The sequence below is a fragment of the Natrinema sp. LJW11 genome (assembly GCF_056135975.1).
The window spans coordinates 45,786-62,325 of sequence record NZ_JBWBDM010000014.1 but is presented as its reverse complement, the minus strand read 5'-3'; the positions used below and the strand labels follow the sequence as shown (position 1 = coordinate 62,325).

At 54.1% G+C, this 16,540-nt stretch carries 22 protein-coding genes and 1 pseudogene; 11 read left to right on the top strand and 12 right to left on the bottom strand.

From position 1 onward, the window contains the following. Positions 1-2: 2 nt before the first annotated feature. The 3 genes from AC0QDI_RS24665 to AC0QDI_RS24655 all read left to right on the top strand — a co-directional run bounded on the left by AC0QDI_RS24665 (position 3) and on the right by AC0QDI_RS24655 (position 2,152). Complete coding sequence (locus AC0QDI_RS24665; RefSeq protein WP_474672733.1) at positions 3-398, top strand: MBL fold metallo-hydrolase RNA specificity domain-containing protein; 396 nt, start codon at positions 3-5, stop codon at positions 396-398. 842 nt (positions 399-1,240) lie between these two features. Next, positions 1,241-1,462 (top strand): hypothetical protein, encoded by a 222-nt coding sequence (locus AC0QDI_RS24660; RefSeq protein WP_474672731.1) that lies wholly within the window; start codon positions 1,241-1,243, stop codon positions 1,460-1,462. 96 nt (positions 1,463-1,558) lie between these two features. Then, positions 1,559-2,152 (top strand): hypothetical protein, encoded by a 594-nt coding sequence (locus AC0QDI_RS24655; protein ID WP_474672729.1) that lies wholly within the window; start codon positions 1,559-1,561, stop codon positions 2,150-2,152. 114 nt (positions 2,153-2,266) lie between these two features. On the opposite strand, the gene AC0QDI_RS24650 is transcribed toward AC0QDI_RS24655, so the two are convergent. After that, positions 2,267-2,614 carry a hypothetical protein gene (locus AC0QDI_RS24650; RefSeq protein ID WP_474672727.1) on the bottom strand — a complete coding sequence of 116 codons (348 nt, stop codon included), beginning with the start codon at positions 2,612-2,614 and terminating at the stop codon, positions 2,267-2,269. 1,112 nt (positions 2,615-3,726) lie between these two features. Between AC0QDI_RS24650 and AC0QDI_RS24645 the strand changes: the two genes are divergently transcribed. From AC0QDI_RS24645 to AC0QDI_RS24635, 3 genes are all read left to right on the top strand, one after another. After that, positions 3,727-3,921, top strand: a complete 195-nt coding sequence (locus tag AC0QDI_RS24645) for a hypothetical protein (RefSeq protein WP_474672725.1) — start codon at positions 3,727-3,729, stop codon at positions 3,919-3,921. Between the two features lie 169 nt (positions 3,922-4,090). After that, a complete protein-coding gene (locus AC0QDI_RS24640) occupies positions 4,091-4,372 on the top strand; it encodes a hypothetical protein (RefSeq protein ID WP_474672723.1) in 282 nt (93 codons plus the stop codon). Positions 4,373-4,786: 414 nt separating this feature from the next. Beyond that, the gene (locus tag AC0QDI_RS24635; protein WP_474672721.1) at positions 4,787-4,960 is read left to right on the top strand and encodes a hypothetical protein; all 174 of its coding nucleotides are present in this window, start codon (positions 4,787-4,789) and stop codon (positions 4,958-4,960) included. 1 nt (position 4,961) lies between these two features. Here AC0QDI_RS24635 and AC0QDI_RS24630 read toward each other — a convergent pair whose 3' ends face one another. The 3 genes from AC0QDI_RS24630 to AC0QDI_RS24620 all read right to left on the bottom strand — a co-directional run bounded on the left by AC0QDI_RS24630 (position 4,962) and on the right by AC0QDI_RS24620 (position 6,721). Continuing rightward, entirely contained in the window at positions 4,962-5,642 is a 681-nt protein-coding gene (locus AC0QDI_RS24630; protein ID WP_474672719.1) for a DUF6338 family protein, read from the bottom strand. A 30-nt stretch (positions 5,643-5,672) separates the two neighbouring features. Beyond that, positions 5,673-5,918: a hypothetical protein gene (locus AC0QDI_RS24625; protein WP_474672717.1), complete on the bottom strand. Its 246-nt coding sequence runs from the start codon at positions 5,916-5,918 to the stop codon at positions 5,673-5,675. Positions 5,919-5,980: 62 nt separating this feature from the next. Further along, complete coding sequence (locus AC0QDI_RS24620; RefSeq protein WP_474672715.1) at positions 5,981-6,721, bottom strand: hypothetical protein; 741 nt, start codon at positions 6,719-6,721, stop codon at positions 5,981-5,983. Positions 6,722-6,833: 112 nt separating this feature from the next. Between AC0QDI_RS24620 and AC0QDI_RS24615 the strand changes: the two genes are divergently transcribed. After that, entirely contained in the window at positions 6,834-7,007 is a 174-nt protein-coding gene (locus AC0QDI_RS24615) for a hypothetical protein (protein ID WP_474672713.1), read from the top strand. An 8-nt stretch (positions 7,008-7,015) separates the two neighbouring features. Here AC0QDI_RS24615 and AC0QDI_RS24610 read toward each other — a convergent pair whose 3' ends face one another. From AC0QDI_RS24610 to AC0QDI_RS24595, 4 genes are read right to left on the bottom strand one after another with little or no spacing between them, the layout of a single operon-like run. Then, positions 7,016-7,162, bottom strand: coding sequence for a hypothetical protein (locus tag AC0QDI_RS24610; protein ID WP_474672711.1), 147 nt, complete (start codon positions 7,160-7,162; stop codon positions 7,016-7,018). Next, on the bottom strand, positions 7,159-7,467 hold the full coding sequence (locus AC0QDI_RS24605) for a hypothetical protein (RefSeq protein WP_474672709.1): 309 nt from the start codon (positions 7,465-7,467) through the stop codon (positions 7,159-7,161). The genes AC0QDI_RS24610 and AC0QDI_RS24605 overlap by 4 nt, the downstream gene beginning before the upstream one ends. Positions 7,468-7,473: 6 nt before the next feature. After that, on the bottom strand, positions 7,474-7,905 hold the full coding sequence (locus AC0QDI_RS24600; protein WP_474672707.1) for a hypothetical protein: 432 nt from the start codon (positions 7,903-7,905) through the stop codon (positions 7,474-7,476). A gap of 29 nt (positions 7,906-7,934) precedes the next feature. Continuing rightward, entirely contained in the window at positions 7,935-8,429 is a 495-nt protein-coding gene (locus AC0QDI_RS24595; protein ID WP_474672705.1) for a hypothetical protein, read from the bottom strand. 5 nt (positions 8,430-8,434) lie between these two features. On the opposite strand from AC0QDI_RS24595, the gene AC0QDI_RS24590 reads away from it, so the two are divergent. The 4 genes from AC0QDI_RS24590 to AC0QDI_RS24575 all read left to right on the top strand — a co-directional run bounded on the left by AC0QDI_RS24590 (position 8,435) and on the right by AC0QDI_RS24575 (position 13,336). Continuing rightward, on the top strand, positions 8,435-8,638 hold the full coding sequence (locus AC0QDI_RS24590; RefSeq protein ID WP_474672703.1) for a hypothetical protein: 204 nt from the start codon (positions 8,435-8,437) through the stop codon (positions 8,636-8,638). A gap of 499 nt (positions 8,639-9,137) precedes the next feature. Beyond that, positions 9,138-10,418 (top strand): site-specific integrase, encoded by a 1,281-nt coding sequence (locus AC0QDI_RS24585; protein ID WP_226777551.1) that lies wholly within the window; start codon positions 9,138-9,140, stop codon positions 10,416-10,418. Positions 10,419-10,507: 89 nt separating this feature from the next. Continuing rightward, a complete protein-coding gene (locus tag AC0QDI_RS24580) occupies positions 10,508-11,371 on the top strand; it encodes a hypothetical protein (protein ID WP_226777550.1) in 864 nt (287 codons plus the stop codon). Between the two features lie 174 nt (positions 11,372-11,545). Then, positions 11,546-13,336 (top strand): ribosome biogenesis/translation initiation ATPase RLI, encoded by a 1,791-nt coding sequence (locus tag AC0QDI_RS24575; RefSeq protein WP_474672701.1) that lies wholly within the window; start codon positions 11,546-11,548, stop codon positions 13,334-13,336. Between the two features lie 7 nt (positions 13,337-13,343). Here the strand turns inward: AC0QDI_RS24575 and AC0QDI_RS24570 are convergent. The 4 genes and pseudogenes from AC0QDI_RS24570 to AC0QDI_RS24555 form a co-directional block, all read right to left on the bottom strand. Then, positions 13,344-13,721 (bottom strand): annotated as a pseudogene (locus AC0QDI_RS24570) (ISH3 family transposase); the annotation flags it as partial. A gap of 50 nt (positions 13,722-13,771) precedes the next feature. Then, positions 13,772-14,749: an ImmA/IrrE family metallo-endopeptidase gene (locus AC0QDI_RS24565; protein WP_226777548.1), complete on the bottom strand. Its 978-nt coding sequence runs from the start codon at positions 14,747-14,749 to the stop codon at positions 13,772-13,774. 599 nt (positions 14,750-15,348) lie between these two features. Beyond that, a complete protein-coding gene (locus tag AC0QDI_RS24560) occupies positions 15,349-15,693 on the bottom strand; it encodes a hypothetical protein (RefSeq protein WP_474672699.1) in 345 nt (114 codons plus the stop codon). 601 nt (positions 15,694-16,294) lie between these two features. Then, positions 16,295-16,540: a HalOD1 output domain-containing protein gene (locus AC0QDI_RS24555; RefSeq protein ID WP_226777546.1), complete on the bottom strand. Its 246-nt coding sequence runs from the start codon at positions 16,538-16,540 to the stop codon at positions 16,295-16,297.

The following is a 16,540-nucleotide window of genomic DNA, read 5'->3' as shown; positions in this document are numbered from 1 at the left end:
GAGTGAGCGGACTAAGCGGTCACGCCGCTCAGGCCGGACTGCTCGATTTCGCCCGGACAGTAGATCCGGAGACGATCGCGTTGATCCACGAGCCGGACTACGCCCAGGAACACCTCGGGAACCACCTCATGGAAAACGTCGAGACAGTCACGCGGAGTCGCCGGCTAACGCCGGTCGGTGTTAAACGGGAGTCTGATCCCGATACAGCGGCACTGTCTACTGAGATGTTCGAAAGCAACCACGAGAACGCCTACGACCAACTTGAGGACGTCTTCGAGGCCATGGCCGCGCTGAACGAGGAGGTCGCCGCTGCACGGAACGATACTGGTCGGAGTGAGGCAGATATTCGGGCGATTATACGGGACGAGCTCAAGAAGGCCGGCGTGCTCGAGGACTGACCGCCTTCCCTATTTCCAATACACTATAAACGTTGCGTTCAGGTATCATCTGACCCGCCTTATTCCATATATGTGCCATTGTAGAGCTATAGAACCAATATAATCACCCATACCAGATGTTTTTCCCGGAAGAAGTAGATGGAAGCAGTACAATTGGGGAGGGGGTCGCGCGTAAAAGGTGCCTTTTTATGCCGACCGACCCTTGTTTGGCCTGTAGTCTGATCGGAGTTGGGTTCCGACGCCTCACCCCTTCGGACCCCTTCTGAAGGACTACGTTAGGAGTTACGACGATGAGAGAACTACCGGATAGCGGTGGCCATGAACAACGGGAGTCAGGATCTAATCGAGGTCGCGATAGTCCCGGTCAAATGGGTCTAAATTTGCGACTCGAGCTCACAGCGAGTCCTCGAACGATCACACTACTCTCGACAGTGGCCACTGTCGTTGTTAGCATTGTTCTCTAAGAAGCCGGTCGCCCGAGTTTCCACTCGGGTTCCGACGCCTCACCAATTGGTAGTGGTGGTTGTGTCGGCTTAAAGACTTTGGAGATCAATTTTTGGAAGATCAGTAGCGAGAGAACGATACATATCGGTTGGCCCCCAGTACGGTTTTAATCGCCGAGTGAGTGTGTCTGAGCATGGTACGACCGGTGTTTCACTAGTCATGAGTACACCAACAGACCCGGTACTGACACGGCCTACGTCGGTCGCTTCGGGACGCTCTGCCGATACATCCCGCTGTTCGATGCCAGCGCTCCGGACGGCTGGACGATCACGCACAGGGCCTACGACCGCACGGTCTGGCTGCACCTCGAGACCGATATCTCGATCAAGTGTCGGAAGATGCCCGACGGGTGGGAGCTACTGCTCACCGATCGCCAGACAGGCGAGGAGTATCCAGTGCTTCCGACGGACGCGAACCGATGGAACGCCTACGGCGCAGTCCGATCCTTCTTCGAAGGGGAACCGCTGTTGCCCGCGTCTCCGAGCTCCGACTCAGAGTGGGAGACGCGGCGAGAAGGCGTTCTGACGCTCGATCGGATCCAGAACGAACGACAGGAGTGACAGTCCTTACTATAGTCGCGATAGAATTGCTGTCTCCGCGTATCCCCACTCGATTTTATCCGAAGATGTTTACCTTCACTTCAGTACTTGTGAGTTATGGCGGATGCTGATAATCTGACCGACTCCCTTGGAACAATCACAGAATATACACACCAACTCGGCCACGAGATTGTGAATCCGGTGGCTGATGAGGACGAGGGGGTTGAGTATCGTGGATTCGATGTACAGCACCATTCCGGTTTCAACTATACGACGGTTGTCTCGGATGATCGTCTGTATGGATTCGTACAGTTTGAATCTGATATCGGTGGCCAATTGGCACAGAACCTCCCTGATGAAACATCACAGCCGCTCCAACAAGCCCATGCAATGCTTGACGAACGGTACGCGGACCAACTCGAGCACTGCCGGCCGAAGCTGCGTGAATTACTACACGGCGATAACGCCTTTGGGCAGTTATACGAGACAGATAACGGTACGATCTGTGGTCTAACCGTTAATCGTCGATACTACCCTGCTGGCGAGGACTTTTCCCTTGGCCGGTATAGCGATTGTATCCGGACTGTTGTACTGACCGGACGAGCAGCAGTTGAACACCTCTCATCTGAGACAGATATCTCGGAGGAAGAGATCGACGCAAACACAGTTGAGGCTGCAACGGGAAGCACTGATATCAAAGGATTCCAATAGCTCTGGCTGAGTCTACAGTAGAGTTCTCTCTTCTATCCACTATTTAGACGAACAGCCTAAGGGCTCAGGACTTCAATACACTGGCTTCAGTGAGAAATTGGAGTGCGGCCGTCTCTATCCGCTAAGGGCCGCTCCAACAATTGCGAGGCCGATCGCCGTGTGCACTGGTGCATCGAACATAGCGTGGGCCACCGCATTCCCTGTTTCGGGATTGTGTTGATCCATCTCGATCGTGTAATGATCGTCAAATTCACGGATCTGGTAGCTGTTTGTTTTTCGCTGGTCGCGATAGACTGCGTTCGCTCCATTTGGAAGCGAGAGTCGCGACAGTTCGAAGTTGGCTGGAACGCCAGCGACTGCCGTCATCGGGACCTCGATTTTCGCACTATCCTTCTGATCGGCTGCACGACGCATCGCTTCTGACCACGAGTACGCCGATGTCCTAGTATGTTCAAGGGACATACTCATCCGTTGTGACTGCACCCACTTAATGATTTGTCGGGGTCTATGAATAGAACGTCATACACACATTCCAAAATAGAGACTTTTTATCGGATGCCGCGGCCAAGGTTGGCGATGTACGATCGTACTCCCCAGGAGGAACTCCTCGTCATCGAAGCGCTCGTCGAGTATCACAGTGATCGGAAAGATGTCCAGACAGAACGAGCGTGTTGAGCGTGGGTGCTGGCGAACAAAGACTCGACCAGTAGAACCCGAACAGCGAAACGCCCGGCGAAAGCGTCTGGCAGCATCTGACGCCGGACGGCATGATCGAACTGACGCGCATACCTCGAACGCGACAGTCGTGACTATCCGGCTGGGGGTATCAATCTCGTGGCCAGCAGATTTCACTCTAAATTCGGTGTATCTCGAAAACCGCCCGCCTAGATGTTTGAGCGGAGTTGGCGGGGCATGTCGCGTACTGGGGGAACGCGACAATTGACCGTATCATGTCATGGTTTATCAAACCTATGGCTCGATGAACAGTACGCGTATCTTTGAAAGGGCCGCGGCGGCGCGAGGCAGGAAAACGCCCGCTCGCGGCGTCTGGGGGGAGTCGCGTTCGTGCAAACGCGACAGCCCAACCAAGGGCCGCAATCGTGTTGAGTCCGGTGCCAATAGGGATTAGTCCATGGCGATTACCAGCACAACGGCTTTGATACGCTAGTCGAAAGACAGCGCTGGCCGTCGCATCTGCCGGTCGCTTGGAGGTTGCTTTATTTCCCCCTGCCGAGGCCGATCGTCACGGTGGTGGCTGTTTGACAGAGGTTGTGGAGACAGTACAATCTGAATCATCTATATCTCTGACATGAACTCATTTCCATGGACGAAGAAACGTTGATTCCGAAGGGTGTTGTCCTCCCGATCCTCGCCGTCTTTAGCGTCATCTGGCTGCTCGATCCGTAGCCCTCTCACCTACTGATTCTCGCCCGAAGCGATATCTCACAGGACAGAAAAATTCCACATGGCCGGCCGTGCCGACCGGCCGAAAGGGACGCCAGAGACACCACGGTACTCGCATTCACCCCCTTTCGTGCGATGAAACTACGACGCTCGAGACCCAACTCTCTCTGATGCCCAACATCTCCAACCCTGACGACCTTGAGTTACTGGACACCACCGAGGGAATTGAGTTCTACAAACACGGCGAGAACGTCGTCGTTTCGAGCGAGTCCATCCGCGCGGGGGAAGACGGCGTCCAAATCACCTATGATTCACTCGTGAACGCCGCCGTGGAACTACGAGACGAGTATCGAGAGGGCGAGTAAGTATCCCTCCTATTCATCGATTCAGGCCCGAAGCGATATCCGTCTCGTGCGGACACTCCGCATGGCCGGCTGAACGGTCCGGCCGACAGGGAACGAGGGAGAACATCCCCTCAAACATCACATCTCCCTGTCCGATGGACCCATAGCCCTCGAGTCCCGACTCTCTCCTATGCCTGACACGCAGTCCCGAACCCAACAGTTCCGCGGTCGCTCGCCGCCCGATCGCGACGGCTGGCAGATCTCGACCGTCTCCCGGCGAACGACCAACACGGAAAGAAGCGAGTACTCGCCGGTCACGGAAACCGATGTCCCGATCGACGAGACGCATTTCTACGTGACGTTGCGTCGGGAAAGCGAGTATCGATTCGACTCCGCAGAGTACGACGAGTTGATCGTCCCGGATGGGGCGCTCGGCGAGCTGGACGAGTGGCTCGAGGATGGCGAGGCGTAGGAGTGGATGGTTGAGCTATCGATTCAACTACTCCAGTTCCTCGGAGTACTAATTCCAGTGATGTTTGCGTCGGTCCGCTTTGTCCACAATCAGACAGGAGACCAGAGAGTCCCGGATGGTGTAACTCTCTCAACTACCGAGTCCGAGGACGGCACAACCTCCAAGACAATCGTTCCGTATTCGTCGATTCAGTTAGGTGCTACATTTGTTCTGTTACTCCTCTCGCTATTGTTGCTGTTGGCAAATATCGGACGCTACGCGCTTTTAGGGCGGACCTCGGATACTATCTTATTCCTCGCAGTTGGAATCCTTTTTCTCGGCTTGGTTGCACTTGGCATATTCATTCTAAACTCACTTCCCCGGAGCAAAATCGGGTTCATGTAGTTTATATCGGAAGCCGCGGCCAACCCCCACATGCGAACCCCACAGGAGGACCTCCTCGTGACCGAGGCGCTCGTCGAGTATCACAGTGATCGGAAAGACGTCCAACCCGAACGGGCGGCTCGAGCGTGGGTGATCGCGAAAGAGATCGCCGCGAGTCACGGCCTCAAGATTGAGGACGCACTTCGGCAGCGAGACGGACTATAGTCTATTGCTCTTCGTCCGGATCGGAGTCAGAACCTCCAAGTTTCTGTCTCGCTTGATCCCAGAATCCTTTCCGCTTCTGCGTTGAGAGTACGTGTACGAGGGCGATTTCATCTTCGACGATCACGACTTTTTCACGGTTGGGGCCGTCCTCAAACTCGATGAACTGGGGTGATTTGAGTACAATCTGTCGTTCTTTCCCAACACGACTGTACTCGGCTAACAGTCCGACGACATCACTCCCATCTTTCCGCTGGACCATCACTTGTTCTGCATCCCGAAGGCCTCCTTCCCACGGTTGCCATGGATTCCGACGATGGCTCCGAAAGTACGCGAGTTTCTCACGGAAGAAATGAGAAACGTTGTACGTCAGCGCAATCCCGTATATGACTCCCAGACCACCAGAGAGGGTGAACAGAAGTACCGCTGCAGGAACATCGAATTGGTTTTCTCCAAAGAATACTCCCTCAAGTGCTGATCGGTCGGTGATCTGCTCACTCCCCAGTGTTTGAACGATCCAGATGAATACAACGTCAATACCAATACTCGAGATGAAACTGGCCAAATAGAACCGATCACGGCCAATTTCCATCTCAACAACGCCGAGTGTGACACCGATCAGAACAGCGATAACACCAGGTGCGATGAGAAGGGCTGCGAGTGTGAGTGTCTCTGCAGTGACCATCTACAATAGAAAGTGGCGAAACGAAATCTGTTAGTCGTCGTTCCCGCTACTGTCGCTTTCAGTTCCAGTTCCGTCGCCACGGCTTGGGTCGTTGTCGGTTGGTGCCATGATATACCCCCCGTCAGGAGCGTCACCCGGATCTGTTACCTCGCCCCCCTTCTCAACGGTCTCAGAATTTTCGCTTAGGTTTTGCAACGTACTTTCCGATAGAGCTTCGGCTCCTTCCTGCGATTCTTGGTTTGCTGTGTCGTTCGTGTTATCTGTATCGTCTCTCATGTTTGTCATACATGTCTCGGTTACCTTAACACTTCGGTGACCTGAACGACTTCTTTCGGATTCTAAGAGTCGAATTCCCACTCGCCGTCAATCATATGCTCGGACTTTTGTCGTCCGGTCGCATTCCAGATAGGCCGAATGAGAGGGGTGAGTTCGTCTCGTAGGTTTTCATCGCCGAGTGAGACTACGGGTGTTCGAACAGGTGTTCCCTTCATTTCGCGATCCCGGTTAAAGCCGTTTGACGAGGTTATTATTACATCATCCAAATTAAGATAGCTCACCGTCACAAGGGTTTCTGTCTGTACTCCATCGCGAATTCTATCAATATAGGTTTGGACAATATCCACTAGACCCTGCTCAAAATTTCCTGTTACAAGCACTGACTTGTCGGTATCACCAGCCCGTTTATCTACTAATATCCTCGTACTAACCGACTCAAGAATACCACTTCGATCTATCCTAGTACTGGCTCTTCGATTTTCCCTTCTATCCGCTGTAGTGGCAAGAAATCCTCTGTGATCTATCTCAGCACCAGTTTCTGAACCGGTCCCATTCTTCAACACAGGGAGCTTCCGATGGTCTTTCTGCAATTCTGCGGGGTTGATTTGGTCCGTCGTCGGGCTTTCAAGGAACTCTGGGGAGGTTACGTGCACGATAACGGCACCACCATCAAACCCTTCGATACTGGCTGTCGTTCTATAAAGAGCATCGTTGCGCCGATGGTGATATTCTCGGAGTGTGTCTATCGGGTGATTAGTATAGATCGATGCCTCGTGGAGATCTCGAAATGGTCCGAAGCCCATACAGTTTGATTCCACCCGGTATAAAAAATAGTTCGCGAAGCAGAGCGGAAGTAAAGTCAGACACCTGTACGTGAGACAACCCTTTTATCGGAAGTCGAGCCCAACCCCGTTGATGCGAACTCCACAAGAGGACCTGCTCCTAATTGAGGCGCTCGCCGAATACCACGCCGATCGAATGGATGTCCAACCCGAACGGGCTGCTCGAGCGTGGATGCTGGCCAGCGAGATCGTGGGGAGCCACGGCCTCGAGATCGAGGATGCACTGTCGCAGCGGGATACGGTGTGAGAAAAGCGTTAATCGGGATCGAACGCGACGAGTGTGGCGATAATCATGCCGAAGGACCCGAGTACCGCGAACTGGAACCCGTCGATGTAATTCAAGACGAACGGTGTGGCCAGGGCACAAATCATCCACAACACATTCCAGAGCCGGTCGTTCATTTGAAATCACGCTCCGCGTCTGAACGCTCCAACCGGTCCTTCACGAACGTCACAAGAAGCAGGTTCGGGATGAACGTGATCCCCGACCAAAGCGCGAACCCAAATCCTGTCATGAGCGGTGTAATGGCCACACCCATGGCCATTGTCTGGGTGAGTACCCCACCGTCGATCAGGAATCCACCGGTCAGAAACAGCACAAATTCGATGTATGCGAGGACGAATGGCAGCCACACCACCTTTAGGATTTGCACCGAGAGCGGCACTAAGCCTCCCTTGTGGACGTCGACGGATTGGTGGCTATTCATTCGTTCTCACCGCCCTCGAGCGAGCGCCTTATTTGCCCGCCGCTTTTGCTTGAACTCCCGAACGCGTTTCTGGAGTCGTGCTTTCCATCCGCGGTATTCCACGTCGATCGAGACACCCTCGAGATCCTGGTCTTTCCGCGTATCGATCATGAGTTGATCAGAGTGTACGAGCGCAGACACGGACACCCAACACTCGCTGCGAGACTCGCCGTCGACGGTGGCTGTGGTTGCGAGACCACTTTCGAAGTGTCCAGGGCTACCCTCTCGTGGGAGGACGTGGATGTACCGCACGGCGGGATCGGTCCGAAGGACGGCAACGTGGTCGCCTTTAGATGGGGCTGGGAGCGTCACGGTCTGGGGAACGATCAACGGATGTTCCTCGATCCGAACCGGTTTGGCGTTTCCGAGTAGCTCGAGTTCAATTGTGTTGGTGGACATATCGAATCACACCCTCGTCGCGTCGGTATTCATTCTGCATCCTGCTCCATGGTCACCGGCACCGACGACTGACGACGGTACGTCCATTCGGACGCTGCAGCGATTCCGGTCCAAACGAAGGCAAGCGTGAGCGCCGGGAGCGTCGCGATCGATCCACCGACGATCGCCTCGAGTACGAACCCAACTGCCATGAGGCAGAAAACAGCGGTGAACCGCCCGATGGGAAGCCATCGGTCGTGATCCTCGTTCGGTCGATTGAATTGGTCCTCTGGAACCGCGTACGCCGAAAGGTTGCCACGCTCTCGGAGATCATCTCGATCGACATCGTCCGGGAGGTCGTCGGGAAGGTCCCGTTCGATCTCGAGCTCCCGCCAGTCCGACTGAGGACTTATGATATGAAATATATTGTTCGAACTAGTAAAGTACGTTTTGTACGCTAACTTCAACGGAACTTCGCGATTCTTCAGTCTACACTGTCCTCGAGCACCGCCCCCATCCTTATCTCCCTCGGCGGTGAGAGTCACCACCAATGAAGTGCGAGTACAACCGCTCTAATTGTACGAAACCGGCGGAAAAGCGCTTGAACATCCGGTTTCGGGATACAGGCAGCCAGAGCGTCTACTATTACTGCAAACCACACGCGCTCATGCGGATCTCCGAGATCGAGGACGACGATTCTTCGACCGTGCTTTCTGCGGAGGACTACGAGATGGCGTCGTCTCGAGGCGAGTGATCGAAGCGAAAATCTACTGAATAAGATCCCTGAGTACGAGATTCAGGCTGTCGTCCCCGACGAATAGTCCACGTCCGGCGAGCGCTACGAGATGTACACGTACGCCGACGAGACCGAAGAAGTGGCCCTCGAGTGGATCCGGTCGAAGCCCGAGGTCCGGCGTATCGAGAACGCAGAGCGCGTCGGGACCGTGAAAGTCGGGTAGCTCTGACCGACACCGAAAGCGCGAACCTCCTTCTCGGAGCTTGAATCAGCCATTTTCTGGCGACTCGGTTCTCGAGGCAGTCGTTCAGATTGCGCCGCGAGTTGCTATAGCGTTATACAGTTTATCGGTTTTTGGCTCCATTTCGGGCCTATACCGCTTATCTTGTTTGTCTACACGAGACAAGTTGGTAAGCGGTACTATTATGTAACTGTCAAGAGTGGCGAGACATAGGAAAATGAGAGTCTTAGAATCCACCCAGACCGGAGAAATACGCCTTCTCGAGCGGGTGAGCCCATGAGCCAACAGGAAACGATCAACTGGTCTCATAAATCCCTCGAGGACCTCAAGTCGTTCTGGAACGCCCACATTGAACCGGATCTCGCACGTGACGGCCTCGATCTCGATACGCGACCGACGTACGAGGAGATCACCGAGGTGGGCTACTCCGGGATCGCACGCACGCTGCGCGAACACCACGATCTCACGCTGTCTCAGTTCCTCGCGATGGTTGGCTATCCGAACCCCGATTCGGATGTCGACGACAGCTACAACTGGAAGATCGACGCCGAAACGACAATTCGCGAACTCGAGTTGTACCTGACGACCTATCTCGATCGGTCGGGACATTCGGACAGTACGATCGCTTCGAAGCGCTCCCGACTCGCTCGGTATGTTCGGACCTATGCGGACCTGTACGACTCGGCTCCGATTGTCGAGCGCGTCCGGGAGGACGAGGTCCCCCGGCGTGACGAAAAGCAGCGGGTTCGAGCCGTCTACGATACCTTCGATGCCGAGCTCTCGAGCCCCGAATCGAAGATGAAACACACGACTGACGTGCGTGTCTTCTACAAGTGGCTTGAGATCGACCGTGATGCCCCCTACAATCCGGCGCTCGGCGCACCGCATGAAGATAGCTGGGCGAAGGAAACGCCGGATGACGATGATCGAGACCCGCCTGCGATCGACGCGGAACACGTCCAGGCGATGGTCGACATCTGCGAGTCGGTGGAGGAACGCTTGCTGATCATCGCGACGTGTGCGTGGGGGCTCCGGCGCGGGGAGGTCGCGGCGCTCTCGATCGACCAGTTCGAACCGACGAACGACCAAGAGTACTTCGATCTCGATGCCGAGGACCCACGAATTGTCTTTGGCGACGAACGGAAGAACGGACCAGGGCGTGTCTCGGTCCAATACGGTCTCGAGACGCTCGCTGATCGGTGGGAAGAACTCGCCGAACGTGACCAGTGGAATGGGTATCTCTTCCCGAGTGTGTCCGCTGCAAGCGGTCACCGGACACCAAATACGATGACGGAGCGATTCAAGCGGTTGGCTGATCGAGCCGGTGTGTCTATGCGCGAGGAGACGCCCACTCCGCAGTATGGCCGGCGGTTCTGGTATCGGACGTACGACGACGCTGTCAAGCGACTCGCGAATCGCGCAGAAGCCTTTGCCGAGGATCAGGGCAGTGACGATCCCCACGTCGTCGTCACGAACTATTTCGGCGAAGAGGAGGCCCGGAAACGGCGGCGTGAGTTTATGGGGAATCAGTTAGCAGCGGCGTTCGGGGATGAATAGCACCACAAGTCTACTGGCAGCCTCATCGTCGCCTTCCAGCCTTGGAATATCCACCTGGTTTATGTGTTCAGACAGTAAGTTCAGTTATAATGATGGATGGTTCCAATGGGGATGATACAGCGTCTGAGATGGAATTTCCTGATCCGGACCCACCGCTGCTGATTGATGATGGTCGTCTCGCTATCGCTGACGGGTGGGAGGAAACCGAATTCGAACAGGGAGAATACGGACCTGACCAACAGTCTGGTGTGAGCGCCCGATTTGAGTCTGACTCTGATACGATCGAGGTGATTCCGATCGAATTCGATCGGATGGGGAATACGGAAACGTTCGAGGCTCTCACCGCTGATATGGGGGTGCGTCAAAGTAGCCCCGAAATCGACGACAAGCCCAATGTTGGACCACGAACAGCGTTTGCAGTGCATCTGAGGTACGATACATTCAGTTCGTGGGATAGCGAATACTACACGATCACTAGTGACGGGGAGGATGCACTCGCGGTCGCGTGCTGGCTGACGAATGCGGAAGTTGTAGGTGGGACGGGTGAACTGTACGATATCGTCGAGATCCACAATGGGGAGACGCCGGACTATGACCCACGGCCAGACGAAGATCGTCTCGAGGGCGTATTCGCCGACAAACCAGGCCGATGTCTTCTGAGTGGCTCACCTACGCAGAGTCACGAAGTGGCGATCCCATTCCGGTACGCGCCGCTGTTTGACGGCTATCCAACTACCTACCAGGACGTGCCAGCGATCCCAACGACCGTCGGCAGTTTCCGAGCGGTCGTTTCCCACACGGCATGGACTGAGAACGAGCTTGCCGAAGATGTGTTCCAATCACGACTCGAGCGAACGGCTGCAGGAGAGTACGGGCTCGACGAAGACGTGATCGAAGTAGTCAGCGGGTTCTCAGCAGAGGATGTTGCGCTGAATCAGCTGGAAGACGAATAGTAGTCAAAACCACGGCAAGTTCCTTCATGAGTAGACAGTATCCTACGACCAATACCGAATCCGGGCGGCTAATTACGGACGAGCCCAATAATAGAACCGTCTCACTGTCGAGGTAAAGAGTAACGATTCGGATACCAGCAATACTCATCATTCAGATACGACATATCCACTAAAATGCCACCATCATCTGATTCACAAACCGACTACATTGCGATTATCGATCAAGACGAAGTAACCGACGAAGTTCGAGATATCGCCGTCAAGTATGACCCATTAAACCGCTCCGGTCGCGAGGGATTTCACGTCACTGACGATGGGGAACTCCACATCGACGACGCGTTGGTGATGAACGAACACAGACTGATTGAGAAGAAGATCCCGAACGATGCGATCGAAATCGTTCCCTTACCGTCTGCAACCGGTCAACTTGTCCACCAGTATGGGGAGAACGGGTTTCGCCTATACGAACTTCCAGCACCCGAAGATGGGTCGATCGTCGGTCTCCTCGGTCGCAACGGAATCGGAAAGAGCACAGCACTCCAACTTATTGCCGGTAAATTGCGCCCGAATTTCGGCGACTCAAGCGAAATTGCGGGCTGGGATGACGCAATCCAAGCATTTCGGGGGACAGTCCTACAACAGCATCTCGAGCGACTCCGCAACGACGAGGTGACAGCGGCATACAAGCCACAGCGAGTCGATCTTCCCTCCTCTATAGAGGACGAGACTGTCCGTGAACGTCTCGCGGCTCAGGAAAACCGTACTGAGGATATCGTAGCCACGCTCCAACTGGACGCGATACTGGACCGACCGATTACCGCGTTATCCGGCGGTGAACGACAACGCGTTGCGATTGCAGAGACGCTGGCGACTAACGCGGATCTCTATCTGTTCGACGAGCCATCGTCGTTTCTCGACATCGAACAGCGACTAACGGCCGCTCGGACCATTCGAAACCATGTCGAAACGACGGATACGGCCGCAATTGTCGTCGAACACGATCTGGCGACACTCGACCTTCTTTCGGATTCAATTCACGTGCTGTACGGTGAGCCCGGTGGCTTCGGTGTCGTCTCACAACGACTCTCGACCCGCGACGGGATCAATCAGTTCCTCAAAGGACGCCTCACAGAGGATAACGTTCAGATCAGACCGAACGCCATCAAGTTCCCAACTGGAAGTGATCGTTCGGCAAGCGGTGAAAATGTGATACTCGAGTATCCCGCTCTCAAAAAACAGTTCGACGAGTTCACGTTGACCGTCGAGCCAGGACGGATTCACAAACACGAGGTACTCGGAATCTGTGGCCAAAACGGACTGGGAAAGACGACGTTTGCGCGACTCATTGCCGGTGGTCTGGAGTCGGATGAGGGGTCAGTTCCCGATAATGTAACCGTCTCGTACAAACCGCAGTACATGTCCCCGGATGATTCGGGGACTGTTCGAGATCGCTTCGCGATGGTTACTGATGTCCATTCACGGGCGTTCCAGTCCCGAATTCGGGACCCGTTCGACCTTGAACCGCTGTTCGATCAGGCACTTGAAGATCTCTCGGGCGGGGAATTACAGCGAGTCAGTATCGCACTATGTCTTGCCCGTGATGCCGATTGCTATCTCTTGGACGAACCGTCGGTATTCCTTGATGTTGACCGACGCGTTTCCGTCGCGTCCCAGATTCGCCGGTTTGCCACGCGAACCGATCATCCGGTTCTCGTTGTTGATCACGACATGTTCCTGATTGACCGGATCGCTGATCGACTGCTCGTTTTCGACGGTGTTTCCGGTAAGCATGGACATGCGAGTTCGCCACAATCGCTGCGAGATGGCATGAACGAGTTCCTCTCATCGATCGAAATCACATTTCGTCGCGACGAACGGACTGGCCGCCCCCGTGTCAACGATCCAGGAAGCCAGCTTGATAAAAAAGGAAAGGAAAGTGGCGAATACTACTACACAGATCACTGAAACACGGGCCGTCTGTATCGTCTTCATTACCGTAGTAAGGCCACAGGTGGAGGTCTGTGCAAACCTCCACCTGCTCGAGGAGCAGTTCGTCGATATCTCGTCGAAAGAGCGTGTTAGTGATTCGTTCGAGACGGAACGGCTCGAACTTCGTCCGCAGATGGTAGAGGATCGTATTCGGTGATGGCGAGTCCTGGCTGAAGTTGCATAGCGTAGAGATCGAGGTCTCGTCGGCGCTACCGCCGATGAGGACCACATAGATGTCTTTAACATCGACTTCAGCATTGTTAGCAAGGCTGAGATAAACTTCCTCGTCAAGCTGATTGACGAGGAAGTCAAGAAGCTAGTCCTCGTGGATCCCACTGTCTTCTTGTTGGGTTTTATATATACCTTCAACAAGCAGACGGTCTAATTAACCGGCTTTGTGAGGTACTGATCCTAGTTGTTTCCCTTATCCGCGTTTGATTCAGCCTTTGAGAGACGCTCGAGTTCTCGTTCGAGCGTGTCGATTAGCTCTTGGGCCGTGTTGCTAATCCGGCCAAGCCGGTTAGAGATCACCTCGGGATCGTCACCGTTCCACGCCGCAAGGTAGAACGCTGATCCGCTCATATCCAACTCGAAGTAGCGCCCCACAACGTACGCAACGGCTTCGGCTTCCAGCTCGCGTTTTGACCGCTCATCACGATCCTCAATATCAAAGTGCAACAAGGCGTGGGCGAACTCGTGGATGAGTGTCCCAGCGAGATCCGCTTGGTTGTCTCGATCTTTCACTTCGACTTGTGGGTGCATGGTCATCGGACACCGCTGTTTACAGACACCCTTTGCCTCTCCATAGGTCCACTCGTCAGAGGAGACAATCTGTGCGTCGACATCCAACTGCTCTGCACTCTCGAGGAGGGCTGGCACCAGATTACTGGCATCACCATATGCTTCGGTTTCGAGATCAGGAAGCGGCTCTCCGTCGGTCTGCGAGACATCGAAGACAGCAGTCGGTTTGAACCCGACAAGCCCTTTCGACCACTCCTCGGATGGCGTTTCGTCGTACTCACAGCTACTGTCCTCGTGGTACGACGCCGAGTTTCCGCATTCGGGACACTGTTTCGTGATGATTGGCGCCCAGATCCAGATCGCGCTCTCGCCTTCCTGGACGTAGCGCTCGAACTCGTTTGCCCACGTGTTGTACCCTGCAACGCGGGTTGCGTGGGGACACTGCTGTTTGATCAGGAGCGTATTTCGGTACGAATAGTCGTGGAATTGACTCTGTACGTCGAGCCAGGCTTTGAACTCTTCACTGGCCGCAGCGTCGTCGACGAGGTCCACGAGGTCGTCAACCCACGTTTCGATCGTACTGTTCATCTCGTCGCTGCGCGTCTCGGTGTCGGTGAACGAGGCTGTTCGCTCTGTGGTCACTGCCATTAGAATCACTCGTGTTGACGCTCTTACCTACTCGAAAGCGCCTCACCCCTCTCAGGGGTACAACAACACCACCGTGCAGTGTCGTCACTTCTGACGGGGGATTAGCACCGGAGTTGAACACCTCCAAAATCCACGTAAGTGCGCGGACCAAGCCGTCGATCTTCTATTCCTCTGCGTTATCTGAATCTGAATCAGTAACGTAGAGCATGTCGTCGACCAGATAGAGATATCCACAATCGATTAGCCGTTAGAGCGAATACTCCGCGTTAGCTTCCCCAATCACCTCTGTGACGATGAGTATTGTCGCCTTCTCTTTCGTCAGCCTATTGTCGCCGCGACAGATACGGGATTTGAGTTGCTGGTAGACCTCGAGACTCCAGTTGGGCAGCGGAGGACGCTCATCTCAATACGTTGCGTATTTCGTTTTGGTTCTCCGAGCGTAGTAATAGGCTTGTGCCACGACAGCTCGTCATTTTTGGTGAACCGGATGCTGTGGTTCTCAGTGCGACGGCGATCAGGAAATCTTCGCAACGATCGTTTAGAGGTATCACTGTCGTTGGCCGCGTCATTATTTATAAAATATAGGTGGTTGATCGAGATTAGAGCGAAGCGCGTTCAGCTTGCGACTCCAGATAAGATACCAGTTCATCAAACTGGTCCTCGAGGTTCTGGATGCTGCGGAGCGAGCGTTGTATATCCTTTTTAACCGTTCGCTCAGTCCACTGCGCGATGCTCTTCTCTTTACAGTCCAGATATTCACTGGAATTCGTATCCGATAGAGGGCTCACAGCATCCGTCATTTCAGGACACTCAATAGACTCCTTTGGGTACTTGATATCATCCGGATCTGGCACCGCGGCTGCGCTCGCTGATACCAGACTGATGAGAAGAACCGTGGCAAGCGCCAGGAAGGTAGCCCGGCGCATATGTTTTCTTTTGGTCATAAACGACCGAATGAGGGTATATCGCCGCCCTGTATAAACGTACGTCAGACGTACGTACAATATCTGAAGTATGTCGCGTCTGAGTACTATATAGGTTCATTCTCGAATCAGCCCTAACTGCAGGAAGACGGACTACTTGTATTATCTTTGAGATGATCGTCCAGAGGCATGCCGTTGGCCGCATCATCCGTGATAAAGCCCTATTCGTGGGTATCGTTTCTCTGCTTCTTTTCGGCGCTTTCGCTCCTCGCGCCACCGGAGTATTTGTACAGCCAAACTGAGACTGAGGATTATAATTTCGTTCATCCTATCTAAGGGGTACTCACAAGTGAACTCGGAGTATAATCACACAGTTTGATATAAATATTTACATCTTAATTAAATATGCACGTGGAATGATTGCTACGCAACCTCAGGGAATATTTTTGATATATGGTTTTATTTCAACTTAGACAGAGGAGAAACCACACCAAGTAGAGTACGAGTCGCTCAGTAACTAATCGATTCCAGACCCTCTGCGTCGCGTGATTCAACCGAAGGGTGTAGTAGTGCATGAAAATGACAATAGCCGAGGGTCGTGGAAGCGAATCCCAAACTCTTCTTACGACAGTTTGAGGGTCCCATCCGAAGAGATTGTTACGTCATACCCTCGGTACCGGAACGAAACGTGTCCGCTTCGGACCGAGTCGTCAGCAGCGGTCGGTTCAAACAATCGGTCCAGCGCAGCAGGATCCACAACGTCGTTGAGCGGTGGCTCGAGGGTAATCGGGGAGACATCTTCCGCGTCGGCAATCGCTTCAAGGACGCGTAGGCTCGGCTTTGAGCGCGTTGACTCGGTGGCAGTCAT